Here is a 22,603-nt window from a genome sequence, read left to right on the forward strand (position 1 = left end):
AGAGGTTGAGATCCAAAATCTCGACCTCTCTTTTATGCACTAAATATGATTTGAATTTATAAAAGCGTTATTAAAGTTATTTCTATTCAATTAAAGGAGCCTGTGATAAAGCCGATACTGTTATAATAAGAAACATAGATTAAAAATAAAAAATAATGATGAAGGGAATTCATATAAAAATGAATCAAAAAATTTTAGAAACCCTTGAATATGATGCTATAAAAAAACAGTTACAGAATAAAATGGTAACCGCTGGTGGTGCACAAGAATTAGCAACATTAACACCAACAGATGATGCTACAGAAATGCAACAATGGTTAGCTGAGACAGCAGATGCCATGACGATTATTCGAATGGCTGGGGGGATGCAATTAACTAGACTAGGCAATATTCAGCCTCAAATGAAGCGACTTAAAATTGATGCTGATTTGAATGGTACAGAGTTAGCCCAAGTTGGGCGGGTTTTGTTTGCAACAGGTCAGGTAAAACAATTTTTCGAAAACTTTATCTTCGATCATGATGAAAAATTATTGAATCTTCAAAGTTATGTCGATCGATTGATTACATTACCAGAAGTGACGCGTCAACTAAATCAATCAATTGATCAAGATGGTCGAATAACGGATGAAGCTTCGCCAGAATTGAAACGAGTACGTCAGCTAATTTTAGGAACGGAGAATGGTATTCGGCAAAAAATGCAAGAATACACCCGGGGTAAGATGGCTAAATATTTGTCTGATCCGATTGTAACTATTCGAAATGATCGATATGTGGTACCAGTGCGTGCTGAAAATCGAAATAAATTTGGAGGTGTTGTTCACGATCAAAGTCAAACTGGACAAACACTGTATATTGAACCAGCACCAGTTGTGGATTTAAATAATCGTTTGAAAGAGGCGCAACTAAAAGAACGGGCGGAAGAAGCACAAGTCTTGCATGATCTATCAGCGGCATTACAACCATATCAAGATGAAATTTTAGAAAATGCTAAAGTTTTGGGACATCTTGATTTTGTGAACGCTAAGGCACTTTATGCGATTGACCTGAAGGCCGTGCAACCTGAATATAGTCCAGAACAACATATTCGTTTATTACAAGCGCGCCATCCTTTATTGGATCAAAAGCAGGCAGTTGCTAATGATATTATTTTGGGCGAAGATTATACGGCGATTATTGTAACTGGACCTAACACTGGTGGGAAAACCATTACTTTGAAGACGTTGGGATTGTTACAGATTATGGCTCAATCTGGGCTATTTATTCCAGCTGATGAATATTCTACCGTTGGGATTTTTGATAATATTTTTGCTGATATTGGGGATGAACAGTCAATTGAACAATCCCTCTCAACGTTTAGCTCACACATGGTGAACATTGTTGATATTTTGGACAAAATGACGCCAAACTCATTGGTGCTTTTTGATGAATTGGGAGCAGGAACTGATCCTCAAGAAGGAGCAGCATTAGCGATGGCGATTTTAGATGCTGTCGGAGCTATAGGTGCTTATACGGTAGCGACGACCCATTATCCAGAATTGAAAGTTTATGGGTATAATCGAGTTGATACTATTAATGCCTCAATGGAATTTGATGTGGAAACATTAAGACCCACCTATCGATTTATGATTGGAATTCCGGGACGTTCTAATGCGCTAGAAATTTCAAAACGTTTGGGACTGTCGGAAAATATCATTGATCAAGCTAGCCAATTAACGAGTGACGATTCACAAGAATTAAATGATATGATTCAAGATTTGGTTGATAAAAGAAACTTGGTTACTAAGCAAAAGATTGAATTGGAACAACAATTACAGTTAAATCGAGTTAAAACCAATCAATTGGACCAAGCAACTGAAAAAATTGCAGTTGAACAAGCTACAATGTTAGAAAAGGCACAAAAAGAGGCTAATCATATTGTAGCTGAATCACGGCAAAAAGCAGATCGTATTATCGATGATTTGCATCGATTGCAACGTCAAGGCGGTAATGTGAAAGAAAATCAAATTATTGATGCTAAGGGTGCTTTAAATGCACTCCGTCAAGAACCTACCGCTGAAAATAATCGAATTTTACGACGCGCTAAAGCTAAGAAGCAGGTTAATATTGAGGTTGGAGATACGGTCTTGGTACCAGAATATGGACAACAAGGGACTATCTTACGTAAATTAAAAGATGGAAAATATGAAGTTCAAATCGGAATCCTCAAGATGGTCTTGCCAGGAGCTGAAATTGAGAAGCAAAGTGGGGTAATGGCAACTAAAGCTACCAAGACTAGTAAGCCAAAAAGTAGTGCTAAAAAAAGTCGTAGTGTCAGCACGAATCAAGCCATGAATCGTGCTAATGCCTCAGCGACACTTGATTTAAGAGGCGTTCGATATGATGCAGCGATGCACGAGTTAGATCGATTTATTGATAGTGCCTTATTGAATAATTTATCCAGTGTAGAAATTATTCACGGGAAAGGAACCGGTGCCATTCGTAAAGGTACACACGAATACCTGCGATCACATCGAGCTGTTAAAGAATTTAACTTTACGGGCCCAGATCAAGGTGCTACTTACGTTGAATTCAATTAAAAAAGAGCTAGTAATTTTAAACAATTGGTTGAAAAATACGCAGTTTAAAATTGCTAGTTTTTTTATATCTTGACACAAGAAATTGGTTGAGATTACTATAATTGTTTATTTATGAAAATTAAAAGGAGCAGCTAATATGTCTAAAACATTAGAAAATAAAATTAGTTTAAATAATGGAAAACAAATGCCACAAATGGGATTAGGCGTTTACCAAATTCCAGAGGACCAAACTGCTGCAGTGGTGGAACAAGGAATTATTAATGGATACCGTTTAATTGATACAGCACAAATTTATCATAATGAAATTGGAACAGGAGTAGGAATTAAAGCTGGATTAGCTTCAGCTAATTTAAAACGAGAAGATTTATTTATTACATCTAAGATATGGAATCGTAATTTAAATTATGAGGAATCATTGGCTGCAGTGGAAGATAGCTTGACTAAATTACAATTAGATTATCTTGATTTATATTTAATTCATTGGCCTGGACAAGGGAGCTTTAAGCCAGCTTGGCAAGCGTTAGAAACAATGTATAAAGCTGGAAAAATTAAAGCGATTGGGGTTAGTAACTTTAATACTGAGCATTTAGCCACCCTTGATACTTTTAAAACAGTTGAACCTGTAATTAATCAAATTGAATTACATCCAGCTTTAACGCAGCTACCCTTACGCTCAATTCTAGCTGAACGTAATATTGTAACCGAAGCTTGGTCACCGTTGATGCAAGGAAAACTATTTACCGAGCCATTATTAGTACAATTAGCTGAAAAATATCATAAGAATCCGGCCCAAATTATTTTAAAGTGGGATCTTCAACAAGGATTAGTTGTTATTACAAAGTCGGTAAATCCTGATCGCTTAAAAGCGAATGCAGATTTAGATGATTTTGAATTAACAGCGGTTGAAGTGGATGCGATTAGTGCTTTGAATCAGAATGTTCGAGTTGGTCCAGATCCAGCTGAATTTGATTTTTAATAAAACATGACAAAATAAAAAGGCTGAGGATTACCTCAGCCTTTTTAAATTATTTTTAAGTAAAAAAAATAAGCAATTCTACTTTACGTAGAATTACCTATGGACGATAGCTCATCAGGGAGTCGAACCCTGGATGCCGGTGTGAAAAACCGGAGTCTTAACCGCTTGACCAATGAGCCATGATGACTTGTTGTCGCTTAACAACAAATAATATAATATCAAGAATATAAACATTATGCAAGCTTTTTTTAAAATTAATTTCTATTTTTTTCAAAATTAAAAGGGAATACATTAAAAAGCGGTGGTTATGATAAAATAAGACTTAGCAAATTAGCCATTTAAAGACCCTGTTTAGAGTTACAATTTAAAGGCTGGTATGTTGAAATCAATTTTATAGTATCGATCGAAGAAAAATTTCAAGAAGCTTTGAGGTAGGATAAAATGTTTGAGAATAAAAAGATTGTTTTAATTGTGACTGGTGGCATTGCGGCTTATAAGGCAGCAATATTTGCACGACTTTTAATGAAAGCTGGTGCAACAGTTCGGGTGGTGATGACAGCAAATGCCCTTGAATTCGTAACTGAAAAAACTTTTGCGGTTTTGACGAAACAACCGGTTTTAACGGACCTCTTTAATCCAGCGCAGAGTACCCAAGTTGGACATGTTGAAATTGCTGATTGGGCTGATTATATGATGGTCGTACCGGCGACAGCTAATATTATTAGTAAAATCGCTCAAGGAATTGGGGATGATGTTGCTAGTACTGTTTTATTAGCTCGACATACACCATTATTGGTTGCACCTGCGATGAATGCAAATATGTATAATAACCCAGCCGTTCAACGGAATTTGCAACAATTAAGACAAGACCAGGTCTTAATATTAGAACCGGCTTATGGTATGTTGGCAGAAGGATATGCTGGATTAGGACGGTTGCCCGAACCTGATGAGTTATTGGCTCAGGCTGAACTAAAGCTTCGACAAATACAAGGGACTTCATTGGAAGGGCAACATTATTTAGTCACCGCGGGTGGTACAAGAGAATATTTAGATCCAGTACGTTATATTGGTAATCGTTCTTCAGGTAAAATGGGTTATGCAATTGCACAAGCCTTAACGGAGGCAGGAGCCAAAGTAACCTTGATTTCAACAGTTAACTTAAAAGTACCAGTCGGGACTGAAGTTATCTCGGTGCAATCGGCATTAGAAATGCAAGCTGAAATAGATAAACTGTTTCCTCAAAGTGACGGATTAGTAATGGCGGCAGCAGTAGCTGATTTTCGAACAGCTGAAGTCGCGACACAAAAAATTAAGAAGAATCAGAATCAAGGACTTGATTTACAGCTAACCCAAAATCCTGATTTAGTAGCTACTTTTGGTGCTAAAAAACAGAATCAAAAAGTAATTGCTTTTGCAGCGGAAACAAATGATTTAATTGAGCATGCGCAGACTAAATTACAAAAAAAGCATGCAGATTTATTAGTTGCAAATGATGTTAGTCGAACAGATCGTGGTTTCGGGGTTGATCAAAATCAAGTGACCATTCTAGAACCAGGTCAACCAAATGAAACGTTACCATTGTTAAGTAAAATTGAAACAGCTCGCTTGATCGTGCAAAGGATCATAAAATTATCAGTAGGAGAAAATTAAATGCAAGTTGGAATTGATCAAATTAGTTTCTTTTCACCAAATTATTATATTGATATGGTTGATTTGGCCATGGCAAGAGAGCAAGACCCCAATAAATATTTAATTGGGATTGGTCAGACTCAACAAGCAGTAATACCACCAACACAAGATGCTGTAACAATGGCTGCTAATGCAGCTGAATCTATTTTAACAGACACAGATCGGGAGCAACTTGATTTAATTATTTTTGCTACCGAATCTGGAGTGGATAATTCAAAATCAGCTGCTGCTTATTTACAACGTCTATTAGGAATTCAATCATATGCTCGAACAATTGAAATTAAACAAGCTTGTTATGCTGGAACATATGGATTAATGCAAGCTCGTGATTATGTGGAATTAAATCCTAATAAAAAAGTCTTAGTAGTAGCAAGTGATATTGCTCGTTATGGGCTTGGAACTAGTGGTGAAGTGACGCAGGGTGGTGGTGCAGTAGCAATGTTAGTTACGGCTAACCCACGAATTATGACTTTAGAACGTGATAATCAATTTATGACTAAAGAAGTAATGGATTTTTGGCGGCCAGTTTATGCCACAGAAGCGCGAGTTGACGGTAAATTTTCAAACGATGTTTATCAATCATTCTTTGTGGAATTATGGGACCGTTACCGCCATATAACAGGTAAAGATATTAATGATTTTAAAGCCTTTGTCTTTCATTTGCCATACACTAAATTGGGCTTAAAAGGATTGCGTAAAATTTTGCCAGAAGCGGATGAAGCCAAGCAAAGTAGCCTCTTGGAACAATTTGAAGCGAGCCGTGTAGATAATAAGAATATTGGTAATTTGTACACTGGTTCATTGTATCTTAGTCTGCTTTCATTATTGAATCATAGTCATGACTTGATTGCTGGTGATCGAATCGGATTATTTTCATATGGATCAGGGGCTGAAGGAGAATTTTACTCTGGTATTATTCAAGAAAACTATCAAGAAGCTTTGGTTACGGATCAAATGGAAAATATTTTATCAAATCGAACTAAGCTATCAATTCTAGAATATGAAACAATGTTTAATAGCGCTTTAATGGGCGCAGATGATCGACAATTGGATGGGACTAAAGATCCTGCTAAATATATTTTAACGGGTCTAAGAGAAGAGCGACGCCAATACGAGCAGCATTGATATGAAAGCTGGATATAATTAAGGGTGGTTTACACCTTATAATTAGAGTAAAATAATTGAGTAATAGACGACCATGAACCGCACGTTGATTTAGGAAGAGGACATTTATAATGAAAAACATTTATTTGGCTGGGCCATTTTTTAGTGACGAACAAATCGCACGTTTAGAACGAGTAGAAGCTGCTTTGGAAAAGAATCCAACGGTAGCATCGTTTTATAGCCCTTTCCGGCATCAATTAGAAGATCTTGAATTTGGCTCAAAAGAATGGGCTGAAGCAGTTTTTGATGAAGATCGTCGTGAATTGCATAATTCTGAAGTAGTCGTTGGAATTGTTGATTATCAAGATGAACATGTCGACCCAGGAACAGCTTGGGAATTGGGTTATGCTGGTATGCAAGAAAAGCCAGTTATTGTATTCAAGGAAAAAGACGGTGGAATTAATATCATGATTTCTGTTCCTGGTCATGCGTTTGTTAAAGATGCAACAGACCTTGCTGAATATGATTTCGATGCTCTTCCAAAGGGTGACTGGGATGGACCAGTCTTCTAAAGACAATTAAGCAGGGGTAGTAGCGGGAATGTTGCGACGTGGATTGGATATAATCAAGAAATTTTTAATACGTTTCTGGCTCCCTTTGGGGATTACAATCGGAATGTTGGCAATTGCAATTACATTTACGATGGTACTATTAGCTCGACAACAAATTACGGTTCATATCAGTAACATAACTGTTCGCCAAGGACCAGACGTTTTAAAATCAGCTGAAGGAATTTTAAAAAAGGGTGAACACCTAAATATTTTGGACCGAGATAATGGTTGGTACAAAATTCAGCGTGAGGATGAGACCACAGGTTGGGTGGCAGGTTGGTTGTTGGAGCGTAAAGAACCTGTAAAGCATATGAACTTGTTGTCAGAGGCAACGATTGAATTGGACCCAGGTCATGGTGGCTCAGATAATGGAGCGTCAAGTATTGATAAAAAACATTTTGAAAAAAATTATACTTTATCTTTGGCGCAAAAGACTAAAAATGAGTTAGAAAAAAATTATGGAACACGAGTTTTTATGTCACGTGACGATGATCGTGTTGTTGGCTTATTGAAGATTCCAAAGGTGGGTGAATCACATCGAGCGAATGCTTTTGTCTCATTCCATTTTGATTCAACGGTGGAAAAAAATACCGGAAGCGGCTTCACTGCATATTATGGGAAAGAAGACAATGGTTCACAAGAATTGGCTCAATATTTGAATAGTTCAATGGCGCCAACAATGCCAATTAAAAACTTAGGAGTTAAACAAGCTGATTATATAGTTTTGAAATATAATTCAGTCCCAGCAGCATTGCTTGAAAATGGTTATATCAATTCAAGTCGTGATTTTAAAAATATTAAAAATGTAGATTATCAGAAAAAGATTGCTAAGCGAGTTCCGCTAGGTTTAGAGCAGTACTTGAATTATCAAGCAAAACAAGCAGAATAACTTGAAAAAACAAGTTAATTAAGGGATAATTAATTTTAATTAATAAAGAACCTATGAGAAAGATTATCTCGTGAAAAATGTTTAGCGAACGGGGATTGGTGGAAGCCCGTCATTTAATTCATTAGTGGACACTTTTAAGGTCGCATTTGCGCGTTTGCCTCGTTACGGTATTTAAAGTACAAACTAAGGTGGTACCGTGCTCTCAAGCGCCCTTGACGATTTTTTAGTCAGGGGTGCTTTTTATTATTTATTCATATAAAAGATTGGAAGGATACTCAAATGGCACAAAGTATGTATCAAAAGCCCAAAGGAACGGCTGATTTATTACCCGGAGAATCACATAAATGGCATTATGTAGAGGAAACGGCACGCTTATTATTTGGTGATTACCAATATCAAGAAATTAGAACGCCTATTTTCGAAAGTTTTGAAGTTTTTTCAAGAACCTCAGGTGATACTTCTGATGTGGTAACAAAAGAAATGTATGATTTTAATGATAAAGGAGATCGACATTTAGCATTGCGTCCAGAAGGAACGGCGGGGGTAGTTCGTTCCTTTGTTGAAAATAAATTATTTGGACCGGAGTATCAAAAACCATATAAAGCATTTTATATTGGACCAATGTTTCGTTATGAACGACCTCAAGCTGGTAGAATGCGTCAATTCCATCAAATTGGGGTCGAAGCATTTGGGGCAGATGATCCATCACTAGATGCAGAAATGATCGCTATGGTGGTAGACTTCTTTCAAACTTTAGGTCTTTCAAATTTGAAAGTTGTGGTAAACACTTTAGGTGATGTAGAGTCACGTCAAGCGTATCGTCAAGCTTTGATTGATTATTTAACTCCTCACTTTTCTGAATTGTCACATGATTCGCAAGTGCGTTTGGAAAAAAATCCGCTACGAGTATTAGATTCAAAAGATGCTAAGGACCAAGAAATTGTGGCAGATGCTCCTTCAATTCTAGATTACCTTTCTGTTGATGCTAAGGCTCGATTTGAGAAACTTCAAATCTTATTAGATGCGTTGGGAATTGAATATGAAATTGATGCTAATGTTGTTCGCGGATTGGATTATTATAATCACACAATTTTTGAAGTAATGACTCAATCAAAGGCATTAGGACATGGATGGACTACTATTGCTGGAGGAGGACGTTATAACGGACTAGTTGAAGAATTAGGCGGACCTGAATTGTCAGGAATCGGATTTGGAATTGGACTAGAACGTTTAATGCTCTTGTTAGAGAATGAAAATGCAGTTCTACCTGAGGCACCGACTCTTGATCTTTATGTAGCTAATCAAGGTGATGGCACCGATTTGGTGGCTTTGCAATTAGTTCAAGCAGCTCGTTCGTTTGGCTATTCAGTTGATCGAGATTACTTGCAACGTAAATTAAAGGGACAATTTAAGTCAGCTGATCGTCAAAAAGCACGATATGTGGTGGTAATTGGGGACCGCGAATTAGAAACTCAGAGTGCTAATTTAAAGAATATGCAAACTGGAAAAGAAGTTAATCTTAAATTGGCTGAATTGTACACGAATTTGCCCACTTATTTAACTGATGAAAATGATGTAGACGAAGATAATAATATGGAGGCTGAATAGAGATGCAGCGCACAAACTATGCAGGATTGATTGATGAAGAGTATTTGGGACAAACGGTTACTCTTCAAGGTTGGGTACAAAAACGTCGTGATTTAGGGGCTTTAATTTTCGTAGATCTTCGTGATCGCGAAGGTTTAGTACAGTTGACTTTTTCAGATGATGTTAGTGAATCTGCATTAAAGGTTGCTGATCAATTACGGACTGAATTTGTTATTGAGGTGCAAGGGAAAGTTGCTTTACGTGAAGCGGGGGTTAATCCTAATTTGCGTTCCGGAAAAATTGAAGTACAAGTGCAAAGTGCTAAAATTTTAGCCACAGCTAAAACCACGCCTTTTAATATTGATGATAACGTAGACGCTTCTGACGAATTACGTTTAAAGTATCGCTATTTGGATCTTCGTCGTCCAGTCATGCAAAAGAATTTAAGAATTCGATCAAAGATTACGGCGGCTACTCATGAATTCTTGGATGACAATGGTTTCATTGATATTGAAACCCCTTATCTGGCAAAGTCAACACCCGAAGGAGCTCGTGACTATTTAGTTCCATCACGGGTCAATCCAGGATCGTTTTATGCTTTGCCCCAATCACCTCAGCTGTTTAAGCAATTATTAATGGGAGCTGGATTCGATCGTTATTATCAAGTTGCGCGTGCCTTTCGTGATGAAGATTTGCGTGGAGATCGTCAACCAGAATTTACTCAATTAGATGTCGAAACTTCATTTATGAATCAATCTGAAATTATTGCTTTGGTGAATGAGTGGGTTGCATCTATTATGAAAAAAACCGTCAGCTATGAATTGAAGACTGACGAGATTCCAACATTAACTTGGCAAGCATCCATGGACCGCTTTGGAACGGATAAGCCAGACTTACGTTTTGACATGGAATTGATTGATTTGACAAGCTTTATGCAAAATTCAACATTTAGTGTTTTTGCTAAGGCGGTTGCTAATCAAGGACAAGTTAAAGCCATTGTTGTTCCAGGTGCTGCCGATAGCTATTCACGTAAGGATCTCGATAAAAAAGCTCAATTCGTAGAGCGTTTTGGAGCCAAGGGACTACCTTGGTTAAAAGTGACTGATGAAGGATTGAAAGGTCCAATTGCTAAATTCTTTAACGAAAATGAAGCAGAATTATTGGCCGCTACTAATGCGAATGTAGGTGATTTATTGGTGTTTGCAGCTGACCAGGCTAGTGTAGTAGCAGGGTCTTTGGATGCTTTGCGTCGAATGTTTGCTAAAGAACAAAATTTGATTGATGAACAAAAATGGGCTTTTGCTTGGATTATTGATTGGCCATTATTTGAATATCAACCTGAAGAGGACCGGTGGATCTCGGCCCATCATCCATTTACTATGCCAAATGAAGAAGATATTGAACTTTTAGATACGGTTGAAGGCGCTCATCAAGCGCATGCTCAATCCTATGATTTGGTCTTAAATGGTTATGAATTGGGATCTGGTTCAATTCGTATTCACCGTATGGATATTCAAGAAAAGATGCTTCAAGCACTTGGATTTACACCAGAAGCAGCACAAGAAGCGTTTGGATTCTTACTAGAAGGAATGGAATATGGATTCCCTCCAATGGGTGGAATTGCCTTGGGATTAGATCGGTTGGCTATGATTTTAGCAGGAACTGAAAATATTCGTGAAGTGATTGCGTTCCCTAAAAATTCAAAGGGAAGCGAGCCGATGACTGAAGCCCCACTACCAGTTTCAAAGCAACAATTAGCAGAACTAGAGCTAACTGCGCCTGTTTATGCTGATACAAAGACGCCGAATTTATCAGAAGAATAATGAGGAATTAATAATTTTATGCAAACAGTAAAAGACTATATGCGAGGCCATGAATACACAAGTCGTTTAACAGCGGCTGTTGTTTACGCAGTGTGTGCGGCGATTGCTTTGAACTTCTTTTGGACTAACGGGCATATTTATTCTTCAGGTTTTACTGGGTTAGCTCAGTTGCTTAACACGGTTTTAACTAAAGCTTTTGGCGTTCCGCTACCAATTTATATTATTTTTGTCCTATTAAATATTCCTTTGTTATTATTTTCAATTAAAAATATTGGAGGACGGTTTACTTTCTTTACAGCTGTGGCTATTTTCCTAGCATCATTTGCGATGCGGTTTGTTGTTGGACCAGAGCATCCTTGGACTCAAGATCCATTGATGGACGCCATTTTTGGGGGATTGATCAATGGATTTGGAACTGGATTTGCTTTACGTAATGGCTTATCAACTGGTGGCTTAGATATCATTGGAATTGTATTGCGCCGTAAATATGGGATTAATATGGGGAATGCCAATTTAATCTTTAATTTCTTTATTTTGTTAGGAGCAGGTTTCTTATTTGGACCTAAATATGCTTTATATACAGCGATTGGATTAGTTGTTAATGCACGAATGATTGATGCGTTATATACTCGTCAACAGAAGATGCAAGTGATGATTATTACAGAACGTCCGCAGGAAGTAGCTGATTCGTTACAGAATAATTTACGTCGCGGAATTACAATTATTCATCATGCAGAGGGTGCATATAATCATCGACCAAAAGAAATTTTGTTCACAGTAATTTCTTTGTATGAAGAAATTGATGCATATCATGCTATTGATCAAGCTGATCCTAAGGCATGGTCATCGATGTGGAAAATTGAACGAACCTTCGGACGGTTCTATGAACCACGACTATAGTAGTTTGGTAAATGTCGTTTAATTTGTTACTAGTTATAAAAACCTTGCTTTGAGGGTGAAGGTTTGGTAATATTTAATATTGAACATAGTGTGGGTCTTATTGACTAATTAAACACGAGAAAGGAGGGAATTTATCATGACAAAGACTGTTGTTCGTAAGAATGAGTCTCTTGATGATGCTCTCCGTCGTTTCAAACGTGGTGTGTCAAAAGATGGTACTTTGCAAGAATACCGTAAGCGCGAATACTACATCAAGCCATCAGTTCAACGTAAGTTGAAAGCTGAAGCTGCACGTAAGCGTAAGAACAAGAAGAGCCGTTAATAGGTTCAGGACCGAACTATCAATATATTGATAGTTCGGTTTTCTTTTATAAATTATGCTAAATATGGAATGTTTTAATTAAATTCGCAAGTTGAAAATTAACTAGATTTAATATTTCGATTTCATTTTTGGATTTTGTAATATTTAGCCATTAAGGTTAGTGAGATATTTAATTTTTAAATTAGTAGTCGGCAGTATACATCAAGGTGTTATATGCCGTATAATTAAGTTAGAAAGAAAAAGAAATGAGGCTCTAAAGATGACATTGTTAGATACGTTAACTGCTGATATGAAAACGGCCATGAAAGCTAAAGACAAGGCAACTTTATCAGTTATTAGGATGCTAAAGGCATCAGTTTCGAATGAACAAATTAAACTTGGACATGATTTGAGTAATGAAGAAGAAGTCGCTGTGTTGTCTCGTGAATTGAAGCAACGAGTAGAAGAACGTGACTCATATCAAGCAGGCGATCGACCAGAATTGGCAGCTGCAATTGATGAACAAATGGATGTGGTAAAACGTTACATGCCTGCACAAATGTCTGAAGAAGAAGTAGAGGCTATTGTAAAAGAAACGGTGGCTAGTGTTGGGGCTACTCAAAAAAGTGATATGGGTAAAGTTATGGGCGCTTTGATGCCAAAGGTTAAAGGAAAAGCTGATGGTAAGTTAGTGAATGACTTAGTCCAAAAGTATCTCAATTAATTTTGATATAAATAGTGAGTTTGAACGGTTGATTGGCAAAAAGATAAGTTATTTTTCTTGGAGCATAAATGAATCATTCAAACTTTTTTATTAAATCTATAAAAATTGAGCAAACGTTAGGTGTCTTATTTAATGTGCGGTATAATATATAAGATATTGTACGTGATAATGGTTAATTATTTTGGTCGATACACAGAATGTGTGGCCTTTATAAACCAAAATTAAGATAGGATACTTATCTTGATTTCAATGCTGATCTAAATGATGTAGTATATTCACTCGACTACGGGTGCAATTATATGAGAATATAATTGATATGAAATGAAAATTATAAAAGATTCAGGAGATGAATGATAATGGATTTGGCGATTTATGATCAAACGAAGCTAGGGGTGCCTAGTGACCAAATAGATTTGGTTAAAAACGTTTTAGAATTTGCAGGTAATTATCTAGAACTACCCGTAAATACTGAGATGTCAGTAACGTTTGTCAATAATGATGAGATTCAACGAATTAATCGGGAATATCGAGATTTGGACAAACCAACGGATGTGATTTCTTTCGCATTGGAAGATGATGATGATGATTTACCAATTATTATGGATTCGGAAATGATGGCCGAATTACCTAAAAACATTGGCGATATTTTTATTTCTGTGGATAAAGTTAAAGAACAAGCTGACTTTTTAGAACATCCTTTTGAACGTGAATTAGGATTCTTATCTGTTCATGGCTTCCTGCATTTAAATAATTATGATCATATGCGTAGTGCTGAGGATGAAAAAATAATGTTTCGTTTGCAACGGGAGATTTTAGATGACTTTGGACTCAAACGATAATAAAAAAATCAAGCCAATAACACCCCTTGATGAGCAACAAGTGACCAAGAATTCTCATTTCTTGCAATCTTTTGGACATGCTGTGGAAGGAATTGGACAACTATTAGTACGTGAAAGAAATATGCGATTTCATTTTTTTGCGTCAGTTATAGTGATTTATTTAGGATTTCATCTTCGAATCGGGCGTCAAGACTGGCTCTGGACAGCTATGGCTATTTTTGCCGTAGTGATGTCAGAGTTCGTTAATACAATGATTGAGACTATGGTTGATTTGATCGTTGGGTATGAATATCATCCTTTGGCTAAAATTGCTAAAGATGTTGCAGCAGGGGCTGTTGTGTTTGCTGTGATGTTTGCAATGGCCGTTGGTGTTATTGTTTTTTATCCTTACGTGCTTCCAATTATTGAACAATTATTAAATTTAAAATTTTAAAATAAAAATTTAGTTTTTATAATAACTAACTTACGTATAACTAATGACAATGAAAAGTTGTCACTAACAGTGAAAAAAAGAGGAAAATAATGAGCGAGCAAGAATTTAAGTCAGGCTTTATTGCCTTAGTTGGACGTCCTAATGTTGGAAAGTCTACTTTATTGAATCAAATGATTGGTGAAAAAATCGCCATTATGTCACCAAAAGCACAAACAACACGTAACAAAATTCAAGGGATTTATACTACGACGCAAGGACAAATTGTTTTCTTGGATACGCCTGGTATTCACAAACCTCAAAATTCATTGGGTGACTATATGGTTAAAACGGCTATGTCAGCAATTCGTGAATCTGATATGGTATGGTTTTTAGTTGATGCTGAAACACCACGAGGCCGCGGAGATGATTTCATTATTAACCGCTTAAAAGAAACGAAGACGCCAGTTTACTTAATCATAAATAAAATTGATTTGGTGAAGCCTGAAGCTCTGCTAACTATGATTGCAGATTATCAATCTCAAATGGACTTTGCAGAAATATTCCCTATTTCAGCTCGTAATGGAGATGGCGTGCAAAGCTTGTTAGATTTTGCAATGCCAAAGATGGAAGTAGGACCACAATACTATCCAGCTGATCAAATTACAGATCACCCTGAACGCTTTATTATGGCCGAATTAATTCGGGAAAAGGTTCTTCAACTAACACGCCAAGAGGTACCGCATTCAGTAGCAGTCGTTATTGATAAAATTGAACGTAAAGATGAAAAGCATTTGCATATTCAAGCTACAATTATCGTTGAGCGTCCGACTCAAAAGAATATTGTCATTGGAAAACAAGGTGCGATGATTAAAGAAATCGGAATTCGAGCTCGGCGGGATATTGAACGTTTATTGGGGGACAAAGTCTTCTTAGAGACCTGGGTAAAGGTAGAAGAACGTTGGCGTGACAAGCCTCAAGCGCTTCAATCATATGGTTATAAAGAGGATTCTGATATCTAATTAAAATGATTTTTTGAGGGGGCTAACATGGTTGAGACCCGATTAAGTACTTTTCATGGGATTGTCATGTATCAGCGGGAACATAAAGAACGAGATCTACTGGTAAAAATACTCACCCGTGAATTTGGTAAAAAAATGTTTTTTGTCAAAAATGGTAAATCTAAAAAAAATCGCTTAACAGCTGAGCTTCAGCCCTTAATGCAGGCGACTTATGAAGGAACAATTAATTATAGCGGTTTGAGTTTCATTGATGATGTTAAGGCCACTCGTTTGGCGCGAATATTTATGAATGATATTGAATTAAATGCCTATGGAACATACATTCTAGGTCTTATTGATTCGGCATTTGTTGATAATAAAAATCTAGTTAAGTGGTTTGACTTGGCACAGTTGGGGTTGGAGAAGCTTGAACAGGGATTTGAACCTCAAGGAATCGCTAATTATTTTGAATTGGCTTTATTACCTTCATTTGGATTAGAGATGACCTGGAATAAATGTGTAATTTGCGGGCGTAGCGATTTACCTTTAGACTTTTCAGACCAGTATAGTGGAGTTCTATGTCAGAATCATTTTAAAGCTGATGAACAACGATGGCATATCGATCCAAGAGCGATGCTAATTTTATCTAAATTATCACAAACACCACTAAATCAGCTAGGATCTTTAAAATTAAAAGCCGAAACTAAGCAAGAAATGGCACGTTTAATGAATCATATTTATGATGATCAGGTTGGTGTCCATTTAAAAAGTAAATCTTTTATTCAACAATTAGAAAATTGGCAAGGTCGCTTACAAACACGGCAAGTACCACCATTAGAAAAAGGAATATAAAAACATGACTAATCATATTGTTTTATTTGAGCCTTTAATGCCTGCTAACACAGGTAATATTGCACGGACGGCTACAGGAACTAATACAAAGTTACATCTAATTGAACCTTTGGGGTTTCAATTAGATGACAAGCATTTAAAAAGAGCCGGCTTGGATTATTGGGATACTGTTGATATTACAATTCACCCAGATCTACCTAGTTTTATGGAAAGTTTAAAGGATAATGATGAATTGTTTTTAATTTCAAAATTTGCGGAGCGAAGCTATCATGAGGTCGATTATACTCAGCCAGAACGTGATTATTACTTCATGTTTGGTAAAGAAACGACCGGATTACCGGAAGAATTTATGCGTAAACATTCTGATTTGGCTTTACGTATTCCTCAAAATGATCAACATATTCGTGCTTTGAACTTATCAAACACAGCTGCAATTGTGATTTATGAAGCGTTACGTCAACAAAGTTTTCCTGATTTGGACTTAGTGCACACTTATGAACATGATAAATTAAAGTAGGCAGCAGTGAGGCTGGGGCAAATAATTGTCCTAGCCTCTTTAAAAACGTGCTTCAAAACTTAATATGGTTAGTATTAATGATATTTTCAATGTCTTCCTTGCAAACCAAGGTATGGAAATTTTATTAAAATAACAATTTTTACTACACTCTTTTTTATTTATTCGGAGGATCAAGATGGACGGAATTATTGCAGTTAATAAGCCAAGTGGTATGACTTCACATGATGTAGTTTTTAGATTACGTAAAATTTTACAGATGAAAAAGATCGGTCATGCTGGTACCTTGGATCCTTCAGTTGATGGTGTTTTACCAGTTGCATTGGGACGGGCGACTAAAACGATCGAATTTTTACAAAATAGCGGTAAAGTTTATACGGGTGAAATAATTTTCGGATTTTCAACAGAAACGGAAGATTTAGATGGCGAAGTAGTGGAGAAAAAGCCTCTATCTAACCCCTTTGATACGGCGACAATTACTACAGCCATGGAGCAAATGACTGGTGAAATCACCCAGATTCCGCCAATGTATTCAGCGGTCAAAGTGAATGGTCGACGATTATATCAATATGCGCGGGCTGGTGAGACAGTTGAACGACCAGAGCGTCAAGTTATGATATACGACTTTGAGATGACAAATGATCCATCTTTTGATTTAAGTGCTGGGACGCAAACTTTTACATTCACCGCTCGTGTTTCAAAAGGGACATATATTCGAACTTTGGCTGTTGATTTAGGTAAACATTTAGGTGTACCAGCAGTTATGAGCCGTTTGACTCGGGTAGAGGCAGGTGGCTTTAAATTAGAACAGGCTCACTCTTTAGAAGAAATCGCAGCTCAACCAGTGGAAAAAATTATGGAAATAATTTATCCACTTGATTATGCTTTAAATGAATTACCGCATGTTGAATTAACGCATGCCCAATGGGTTGAGGTTAAGGATGGAAAAGGCCTCTCGGCAGAAGAAATGCCATATCAAAGTGATCAATTAGTATATGTCTACGATGGAGAGGTTAAGTCGGTCGTTGCTTGGAACCAAGATAAAAATCAATATCGGCCGTATCGGACTTTTAAGATTCATTAAATTGACGAGAAAGGTTATAAAGAGGTACTAAACGTATGCAAGTTATTAAATTACATCATCCTTATCAAATGGAACAAATTTTATTAGAACCAGTCGTTTTAGCGATGGGATTTTTTGACGGTGTCCACATTGGACATCAAGCAGTAATTAAAAAAGCTGCTCAAAAAGCACGTCAAGAAAATGTAAAGTTAGCGGTGTTAACGTATAATCAACATGCTTCGGTGGTTTTTAGTAAGCAACCACAACCCTTTAAATACCTTACACCAACGCCACAAAAATTAAATATGTTTGCTGACTTAGGTGTTGAGATTGTCTACTTAATAGAATTCACATCAGCTTTAGCTCGACTTTCACCAGTAAAATTTGTTCAACAATATATGGTGGACTTACATGCGGTGGCTGTTGTTGCTGGTTTCGATCATACTTTTGGCCCAGCTAAAACTGCTAATATGCAAACTTTGCCACAATTAGCGCAGAATAGGTTTGAAGTCATTGAGGTTCAGCCAGTTTTAGTTAAAGGAGTTGAAGCTGCTTCCACAGAAATTCGTGCTCTGTTAGATGCGGGTCAGGTAGACTTATTACCACCCATTTTAAATCGACTTTATACGACAACTGGATTAGTGGTGCATGGAGATGCTCGTGGGCGTGAGATGGGCTTTCCAACTTTAAACTTAGTGACACCTAGTGATGAAAGATTACCTAAAGATGGAGTCTATATTGTTGAAGTCCAAGTAAATGACAAATGGTACGGTGGTATGGCACAAATCGGGTATAATGTTACCTTTGGTCATGGAAGAGCACAGACATTGGAAATCAATCTTTTTGATTTTAAAGATCTAGTTTATGGAGAACACGTGACCGTTCGCTGGCATCGTTATCTTCGAGCTGAAGTTGAGTTTTCTGGCATGGATGCTTTAATTGAACAATTGAACCAAGATCGGCAACAAAGTGAAGATTATTTAAATAATAAATAAAATATTTGAACTAAGAATTAATAAAAAGCTAATAGATAAAGGAGGTGTCTCATGGCATTTGATGGATTATTCACACATGCAATGGTACATGAATTAAATACAACCTTGGCTGGTGGAAGAATTACTAAAATTCATCAACCGTACCCAAATGAAATTTTTTTAGTGGTCAGAAATGATCGTAAAAATTATCCGGTTCTATTGAGTGCTCATCCTAGTTTTGCTCGAGCCCAAATTTCACAAATTAAATATACTAATCCGCAAACAGCGCCTAATTTTGTTATGATGCTTCGAAAACATCTTGAAGGGGCACAGTTATTAGGAGTTGAACAAATTGAAAATGATCGGATTATTAAATTATCTACGACCGGTCGAAATGAATTGGGTGACGAGGAAAAAACTTCATTATATCTTGAAATGATGGGACGCCATTCTAATTTGTTTTTGGTAGATGAAGCAGAACAAAAGATTATTGATTTAATTAAACATGTTTCACCAGATCAAAATCGGGTACGTTCACTTATTCCTGGTGGACGTTATATCATGCCGCCCAAGCAAGATGTTTTAAATCCTTTTGAATCACTACAAGGATTAGCAAAATTAGTGTTAGATATCCCTGAAATTCCGGAATTAGCTAACGCGCTACAACAGCATTTTCAAGGAATGGCTAAGGATTCAGCTTTAGAGTTTGCGACTGTTTTACATAATCCTGGAGATACTTTGGCAAATGCACAAACTTGGCTAAACCAATTTAATACTCCTAAACCACAAATTATTGAACAAGAGCGTGGTATTAAATTTGCACCGTTTGACTGGCAAACTTTGCCAGGAGATGCTACAAATTATGCAACATTGTCTGAAATGCTGGATCAATATTTTTCTGAGAAGTCTGAACGTGATCGGGTAAATCAGCAGGCTAATGTGGTTCTTCGTGTAATTAAAAATGAGTTAAAGAAAAATAAAAATAAGGTCAAAAAATTTCAACAAGAATTAGTTAAGGCTAGTCAAGCCGATGAATATAAGGTTAAGGGAGAACTCTTAACTACCTACATGCATGAAGTTGAACGTGGGATGACAACGATTGATTTACCAAACTACTATGATGATAATCAACCATTAACGATTGAACTATCTAATCAAATTAGTCCTTCACGAAATGCACAAAAATATTTTACACGGTACAATAAATTAAAAGTTTCTGTTAAGTATATTGATGAACAGATGCGTTTGGCTAATCTAGAAATTGACTATTTTGAAAATTTACAGGCACAGGTTAACCTTGCTGCACCTAAAGATATAGAAGAAATTAAGCAAGAGTTGATCCAAGAAGGATATTTGCGAATTCAAACCAAGAAAAAGCAAAAGCCAAAAGTTAGTGCACCCGAAAAATTCTATGCAACCGATGGAACATTAATCGAAGTTGGTAAAAACAATTTGCAAAATGAACGTTTATCAATGAAGACAGCTGCACGGAATGATATTTGGCTACATACAAAAGATATTCCTGGATCTCACGTAGTTATTCACTCTAATGATCCAAGCGATGAAACTTTACAAGAAGGAGCAATGTTAGCGGCTTACTTTTCTAAAGCCCGTGATTCTTCTAACGTTCCAGTAGATTATTTGCCGATTCGTCGTTTACGTAAACCAAATGGCTCTAAGCCTGGTTTCGTTATTTTTGAAGGACAACAAACTTTGACAATTACACCACAACGTTCCAAAGTAGAAGCATTAAGAAAGAATCACGAATAGTAAATCTAAGTAAAAAAGTATGATATAAATTTATAAGGCAAATTATAATTAGACTATTCATTATTAAGAAGCAGCGATAATTCTGCGTTTAACTTGAAAAGATAAACTTTTTTCGATACCATAGTTAAAGCGATTGAATTGATACTTTAAATATAAAGGTGAAAATAATGCTTGATGAAGCGAAACAATATACGGTGCGAGCAAAGGGAATAACCAAAAACTTTCAATTATTTTCAACTCAATCCGAAAAATTAAAATCAATATTTAAAGGAAACACCGATGGAGCTAATTTTTGGGCTTTGAGAGGTTTAACTTTTGATATTGAACCTGGTGATGTTGTTGGAATTGTAGGAACAAATGGTTCTGGTAAGTCTACTTTATTAAACGTATTAAGCGGTGTTATTCCACAAACTTCAGGTACCTTAGAAATCAATGGATCCATTGGGGTCGTGGCAATTAATGAAGGTTTAAATTGGGATTTAACTGGACGTGAAAATATTCGGTTGAAGCAGTTAATGATGGGGATGAATAATCACCAAATTGATTTGGCAATGCCTGATATAATTGAATTTTCTGAATTAGGAGAATTTATAGATCAACCAGTTAAAGACTATTCTTCTGGAATGCGATCAAAGTTAGGATTTTCGATCGTAACGCATAATGACCCTGATATTTTAGTTGTGGATGAGGCCTTATCAGTTGGGGATCAAAACTTTTCAAAAAAGGCACTTACTAAAATTCGTGAATTTATTGCGGATGGTAAAACGATTTTCTTCGTTTCCCATGATCTAGAGCAAGTTCGTGAATTTACGAATAAAGTAATGTGGATTCAATATGGTCAAATGCTTGATTTTGGTCCAACAAAAAAAGTTGCTGACGAATACCAAGCATTTACTCAAAAATTAGACCATATGGGTGAAGATGAACGGACATCGTTTGTTAATCATGAAAAACAACAACAACAATTATTTACGCTTGAACAATTAAAAGATAAATACATTCAGTCTGGCATGTCAGAAGATGAGATGTATCAAATAACTAAATTACGTAGTTTTGAGGGATTTAGTCGTTTTAGTTTATGGTTCACAATTGTCTTAATCGTAGTACTGGTAGTGCTAGTGATTTGGTTTGGATATGGTAGGTAAATTAGATGTGGATTATTATTAAATCAATGTTTCAACTTATGATGGAACAAATTAAAAATATTGGATTAACTGTCCGACTAGCCATTTATGATACGCGTGCCAATAACGCTCATAAGTATTTAGGTAGTTTATGGGAAATTTTGGATCCGTTATTTCAAGTTTTAACGTATGCGGTAATTTTCGGTGGTGGATTTCAAACTCGAGCACCACAAGACGGAATGCCATATTTCACTTGGATGGCGGTTGGATTTTCAGCATGGTATTTAGTCAATCAAGGTTTTTCTGATACAATTCGTTCAATTCAAACTCAGTTGTATATGGTAAAAAATGTTAAATTTCCAGTCGTCATATTACCAATGATTCGAGTGGTTCAGGTTATTCCTGCGGTTCTATCAATTTCTGGGATTGCGATGATTGCGATGATTGTTACTGGACATTTCCATCCAAGTATTTATTGGTTCCAGATTATTTATTACTTATTTGCAGCTTTTGTTATGTTATTCTTTTTGGGAATTTTTAATGCGACGATTAATATTTTGATTCCAGATTATGACTTAGCAATTCGTCAAGTATTGCGGTTACTTTTCTTTGTTTCAGGAATTCTATCGGAGCCAGTACAAGGTAATGGGTTTAATAATTTTATTTACTTTATTTCACGAGTAAATCCTTTTTATTATATCGTGAATGGTTGGCGAGCAACCTTTTTGAATAATCAGTGGTTCTGGGATTCACCAACAATGATGGCTATTTTCTGGTTAGAAATTGCATTTTTTGCAGTGATCGGAACTCACTTATATTTGAAATTTAAAGATCAATTAATTGATTTTGTATAATTTATAATTAAATTTGGAGATTA

At 36.3% G+C, this 22,603-nt stretch carries 21 protein-coding genes and 1 tRNA gene; 21 read left to right on the forward strand and 1 reads right to left on the reverse strand.

Annotated features, from left to right (window positions below; genetic code table 11):
* The first annotated feature begins 179 nt into the window (after window positions 1–179).
* Entirely contained in the window at window positions 180–2,576 is a 2,397-nt protein-coding gene (locus JC2156_RS02105) for an endonuclease MutS2 (RefSeq protein ID WP_013989759.1), read from the forward strand.
* Between the two features lie 136 nt (window positions 2,577–2,712).
* Entirely contained in the window at window positions 2,713–3,552 is an 840-nt protein-coding gene (locus JC2156_RS02110) for an aldo/keto reductase (RefSeq protein WP_006845174.1), read from the forward strand.
* A 107-nt stretch (window positions 3,553–3,659) separates the two neighbouring features.
* Here the strand turns inward: JC2156_RS02110 and JC2156_RS02115 are convergent.
* Window positions 3,660–3,731, reverse strand: a tRNA-Glu gene (locus JC2156_RS02115).
* A 262-nt stretch (window positions 3,732–3,993) separates the two neighbouring features.
* On the opposite strand from JC2156_RS02115, the gene coaBC reads away from it, so the two are divergent.
* The 19 genes from coaBC (at window position 3,994) to JC2156_RS02210 (ending at window position 22,580) form a co-directional block, all read left to right on the forward strand.
* On the forward strand, window positions 3,994–5,202 hold the full coding sequence (coaBC, locus tag JC2156_RS02120; RefSeq protein ID WP_006845175.1) for a bifunctional phosphopantothenoylcysteine decarboxylase/phosphopantothenate--cysteine ligase CoaBC: 1,209 nt from the start codon (window positions 3,994–3,996) through the stop codon (window positions 5,200–5,202).
* Window positions 5,203–6,366: a hydroxymethylglutaryl-CoA synthase gene (locus tag JC2156_RS02125; protein ID WP_006845176.1), complete on the forward strand. Its 1,164-nt coding sequence runs from the start codon at window positions 5,203–5,205 to the stop codon at window positions 6,364–6,366.
* Window positions 6,367–6,476: 110 nt separating this feature from the next.
* Window positions 6,477–6,917, forward strand: coding sequence for a nucleoside 2-deoxyribosyltransferase (locus JC2156_RS02130; protein WP_006845177.1), 441 nt, complete (start codon window positions 6,477–6,479; stop codon window positions 6,915–6,917).
* A 28-nt stretch (window positions 6,918–6,945) separates the two neighbouring features.
* Window positions 6,946–7,845: an N-acetylmuramoyl-L-alanine amidase family protein gene (locus JC2156_RS02135; protein ID WP_006845178.1), complete on the forward strand. Its 900-nt coding sequence runs from the start codon at window positions 6,946–6,948 to the stop codon at window positions 7,843–7,845.
* A gap of 279 nt (window positions 7,846–8,124) precedes the next feature.
* The gene (gene hisS / locus JC2156_RS02140) at window positions 8,125–9,453 is read left to right on the forward strand and encodes a histidine--tRNA ligase (protein ID WP_006845179.1); all 1,329 of its coding nucleotides are present in this window, start codon (window positions 8,125–8,127) and stop codon (window positions 9,451–9,453) included.
* A 2-nt stretch (window positions 9,454–9,455) separates the two neighbouring features.
* On the forward strand, window positions 9,456–11,255 hold the full coding sequence (aspS, locus tag JC2156_RS02145) for an aspartate--tRNA ligase (RefSeq protein WP_006845180.1): 1,800 nt from the start codon (window positions 9,456–9,458) through the stop codon (window positions 11,253–11,255).
* A gap of 18 nt (window positions 11,256–11,273) precedes the next feature.
* Window positions 11,274–12,155 carry a YitT family protein gene (locus JC2156_RS02150; protein ID WP_006845181.1) on the forward strand — a complete coding sequence of 294 codons (882 nt, stop codon included), beginning with the start codon at window positions 11,274–11,276 and terminating at the stop codon, window positions 12,153–12,155.
* Between the two features lie 136 nt (window positions 12,156–12,291).
* On the forward strand, window positions 12,292–12,477 hold the full coding sequence (gene rpsU, locus JC2156_RS02155) for a 30S ribosomal protein S21 (protein WP_006845182.1): 186 nt from the start codon (window positions 12,292–12,294) through the stop codon (window positions 12,475–12,477).
* Between the two features lie 259 nt (window positions 12,478–12,736).
* Window positions 12,737–13,180 (forward strand): GatB/YqeY domain-containing protein, encoded by a 444-nt coding sequence (locus JC2156_RS02160; RefSeq protein ID WP_006845183.1) that lies wholly within the window; start codon window positions 12,737–12,739, stop codon window positions 13,178–13,180.
* Between the two features lie 356 nt (window positions 13,181–13,536).
* Window positions 13,537–14,019 carry an rRNA maturation RNase YbeY gene (gene ybeY / locus JC2156_RS02165; RefSeq protein WP_006845185.1) on the forward strand — a complete coding sequence of 161 codons (483 nt, stop codon included), beginning with the start codon at window positions 13,537–13,539 and terminating at the stop codon, window positions 14,017–14,019.
* On the forward strand, window positions 13,997–14,452 hold the full coding sequence (locus tag JC2156_RS02170; protein WP_006845186.1) for a diacylglycerol kinase family protein: 456 nt from the start codon (window positions 13,997–13,999) through the stop codon (window positions 14,450–14,452). Before ybeY ends, JC2156_RS02170 begins: the two co-directional genes overlap by 23 nt.
* 89 nt (window positions 14,453–14,541) lie before the next feature.
* Window positions 14,542–15,450 (forward strand): GTPase Era, encoded by a 909-nt coding sequence (gene era, locus JC2156_RS02175; RefSeq protein WP_006845187.1) that lies wholly within the window; start codon window positions 14,542–14,544, stop codon window positions 15,448–15,450.
* Window positions 15,451–15,477: 27 nt separating this feature from the next.
* Entirely contained in the window at window positions 15,478–16,281 is an 804-nt protein-coding gene (gene recO / locus JC2156_RS02180) for a DNA repair protein RecO (protein ID WP_006845188.1), read from the forward strand.
* Between the two features lie 4 nt (window positions 16,282–16,285).
* Window positions 16,286–16,798 carry a tRNA (cytidine(34)-2'-O)-methyltransferase gene (locus JC2156_RS02185; RefSeq protein WP_006845189.1) on the forward strand — a complete coding sequence of 171 codons (513 nt, stop codon included), beginning with the start codon at window positions 16,286–16,288 and terminating at the stop codon, window positions 16,796–16,798.
* A gap of 175 nt (window positions 16,799–16,973) precedes the next feature.
* Window positions 16,974–17,879, forward strand: coding sequence for a tRNA pseudouridine(55) synthase TruB (gene truB, locus JC2156_RS02190; RefSeq protein ID WP_006845190.1), 906 nt, complete (start codon window positions 16,974–16,976; stop codon window positions 17,877–17,879).
* A gap of 35 nt (window positions 17,880–17,914) precedes the next feature.
* Entirely contained in the window at window positions 17,915–18,853 is a 939-nt protein-coding gene (gene ribF, locus JC2156_RS02195; RefSeq protein ID WP_006845191.1) for a riboflavin biosynthesis protein RibF, read from the forward strand.
* Between the two features lie 51 nt (window positions 18,854–18,904).
* Window positions 18,905–20,602: an NFACT RNA binding domain-containing protein gene (locus tag JC2156_RS02200; RefSeq protein ID WP_006845192.1), complete on the forward strand. Its 1,698-nt coding sequence runs from the start codon at window positions 18,905–18,907 to the stop codon at window positions 20,600–20,602.
* A gap of 167 nt (window positions 20,603–20,769) precedes the next feature.
* Window positions 20,770–21,747, forward strand: a complete 978-nt coding sequence (locus JC2156_RS02205; protein ID WP_006845193.1) for an ABC transporter ATP-binding protein — start codon at window positions 20,770–20,772, stop codon at window positions 21,745–21,747.
* Window positions 21,748–21,752: 5 nt separating this feature from the next.
* Window positions 21,753–22,580 carry an ABC transporter permease gene (locus JC2156_RS02210; protein WP_006845194.1) on the forward strand — a complete coding sequence of 276 codons (828 nt, stop codon included), beginning with the start codon at window positions 21,753–21,755 and terminating at the stop codon, window positions 22,578–22,580.
* Window positions 22,581–22,603: the final 23 nt, after the last annotated feature.

Source organism: Weissella koreensis KCTC 3621 (assembly GCF_000277645.1).

Bases quoted from the DNA above. Each gene is read 5' to 3' on its own strand.
- coaBC (WP_006845175.1), top strand. From the start codon at position 3,994: ATGTTTGAGAATAAAAAGATTGTTTTAATTGTGACTGGTGGCATTGCG.
- JC2156_RS02130 (WP_006845177.1), top strand. From the start codon at position 6,477: ATGAAAAACATTTATTTGGCTGGGCCATTTTTTAGTGACGAACAAATC.
- era (WP_006845187.1), top strand. From the start codon at position 14,542: ATGAGCGAGCAAGAATTTAAGTCAGGCTTTATTGCCTTAGTTGGACGT.
- recO (WP_006845188.1), top strand. From the start codon at position 15,478: ATGGTTGAGACCCGATTAAGTACTTTTCATGGGATTGTCATGTATCAG.
- JC2156_RS02210 (WP_006845194.1), top strand. From the start codon at position 21,753: ATGTGGATTATTATTAAATCAATGTTTCAACTTATGATGGAACAAATT.
- JC2156_RS02185 (WP_006845189.1), top strand. From the start codon at position 16,286: ATGACTAATCATATTGTTTTATTTGAGCCTTTAATGCCTGCTAACACA.
- JC2156_RS02110 (WP_006845174.1), top strand. From the start codon at position 2,713: ATGTCTAAAACATTAGAAAATAAAATTAGTTTAAATAATGGAAAACAA.
- JC2156_RS02170 (WP_006845186.1), top strand. From the start codon at position 13,997: ATGACTTTGGACTCAAACGATAATAAAAAAATCAAGCCAATAACACCC.
- JC2156_RS02200 (WP_006845192.1), top strand. From the start codon at position 18,905: ATGGCATTTGATGGATTATTCACACATGCAATGGTACATGAATTAAAT.
- ribF (WP_006845191.1), top strand. From the start codon at position 17,915: ATGCAAGTTATTAAATTACATCATCCTTATCAAATGGAACAAATTTTA.
- JC2156_RS02135 (WP_006845178.1), top strand. From the start codon at position 6,946: ATGTTGCGACGTGGATTGGATATAATCAAGAAATTTTTAATACGTTTC.
- ybeY (WP_006845185.1), top strand. From the start codon at position 13,537: ATGGATTTGGCGATTTATGATCAAACGAAGCTAGGGGTGCCTAGTGAC.
- aspS (WP_006845180.1), top strand. From the start codon at position 9,456: ATGCAGCGCACAAACTATGCAGGATTGATTGATGAAGAGTATTTGGGA.
- truB (WP_006845190.1), top strand. From the start codon at position 16,974: ATGGACGGAATTATTGCAGTTAATAAGCCAAGTGGTATGACTTCACAT.
- JC2156_RS02125 (WP_006845176.1), top strand. From the start codon at position 5,203: ATGCAAGTTGGAATTGATCAAATTAGTTTCTTTTCACCAAATTATTAT.
- JC2156_RS02205 (WP_006845193.1), top strand. From the start codon at position 20,770: ATGCTTGATGAAGCGAAACAATATACGGTGCGAGCAAAGGGAATAACC.
- hisS (WP_006845179.1), top strand. From the start codon at position 8,125: ATGGCACAAAGTATGTATCAAAAGCCCAAAGGAACGGCTGATTTATTA.
- JC2156_RS02150 (WP_006845181.1), top strand. From the start codon at position 11,274: ATGCAAACAGTAAAAGACTATATGCGAGGCCATGAATACACAAGTCGT.
- JC2156_RS02160 (WP_006845183.1), top strand. From the start codon at position 12,737: ATGACATTGTTAGATACGTTAACTGCTGATATGAAAACGGCCATGAAA.
- rpsU (WP_006845182.1), top strand. From the start codon at position 12,292: ATGACAAAGACTGTTGTTCGTAAGAATGAGTCTCTTGATGATGCTCTC.
- JC2156_RS02105 (WP_013989759.1), top strand. From the start codon at position 180: ATGAATCAAAAAATTTTAGAAACCCTTGAATATGATGCTATAAAAAAA.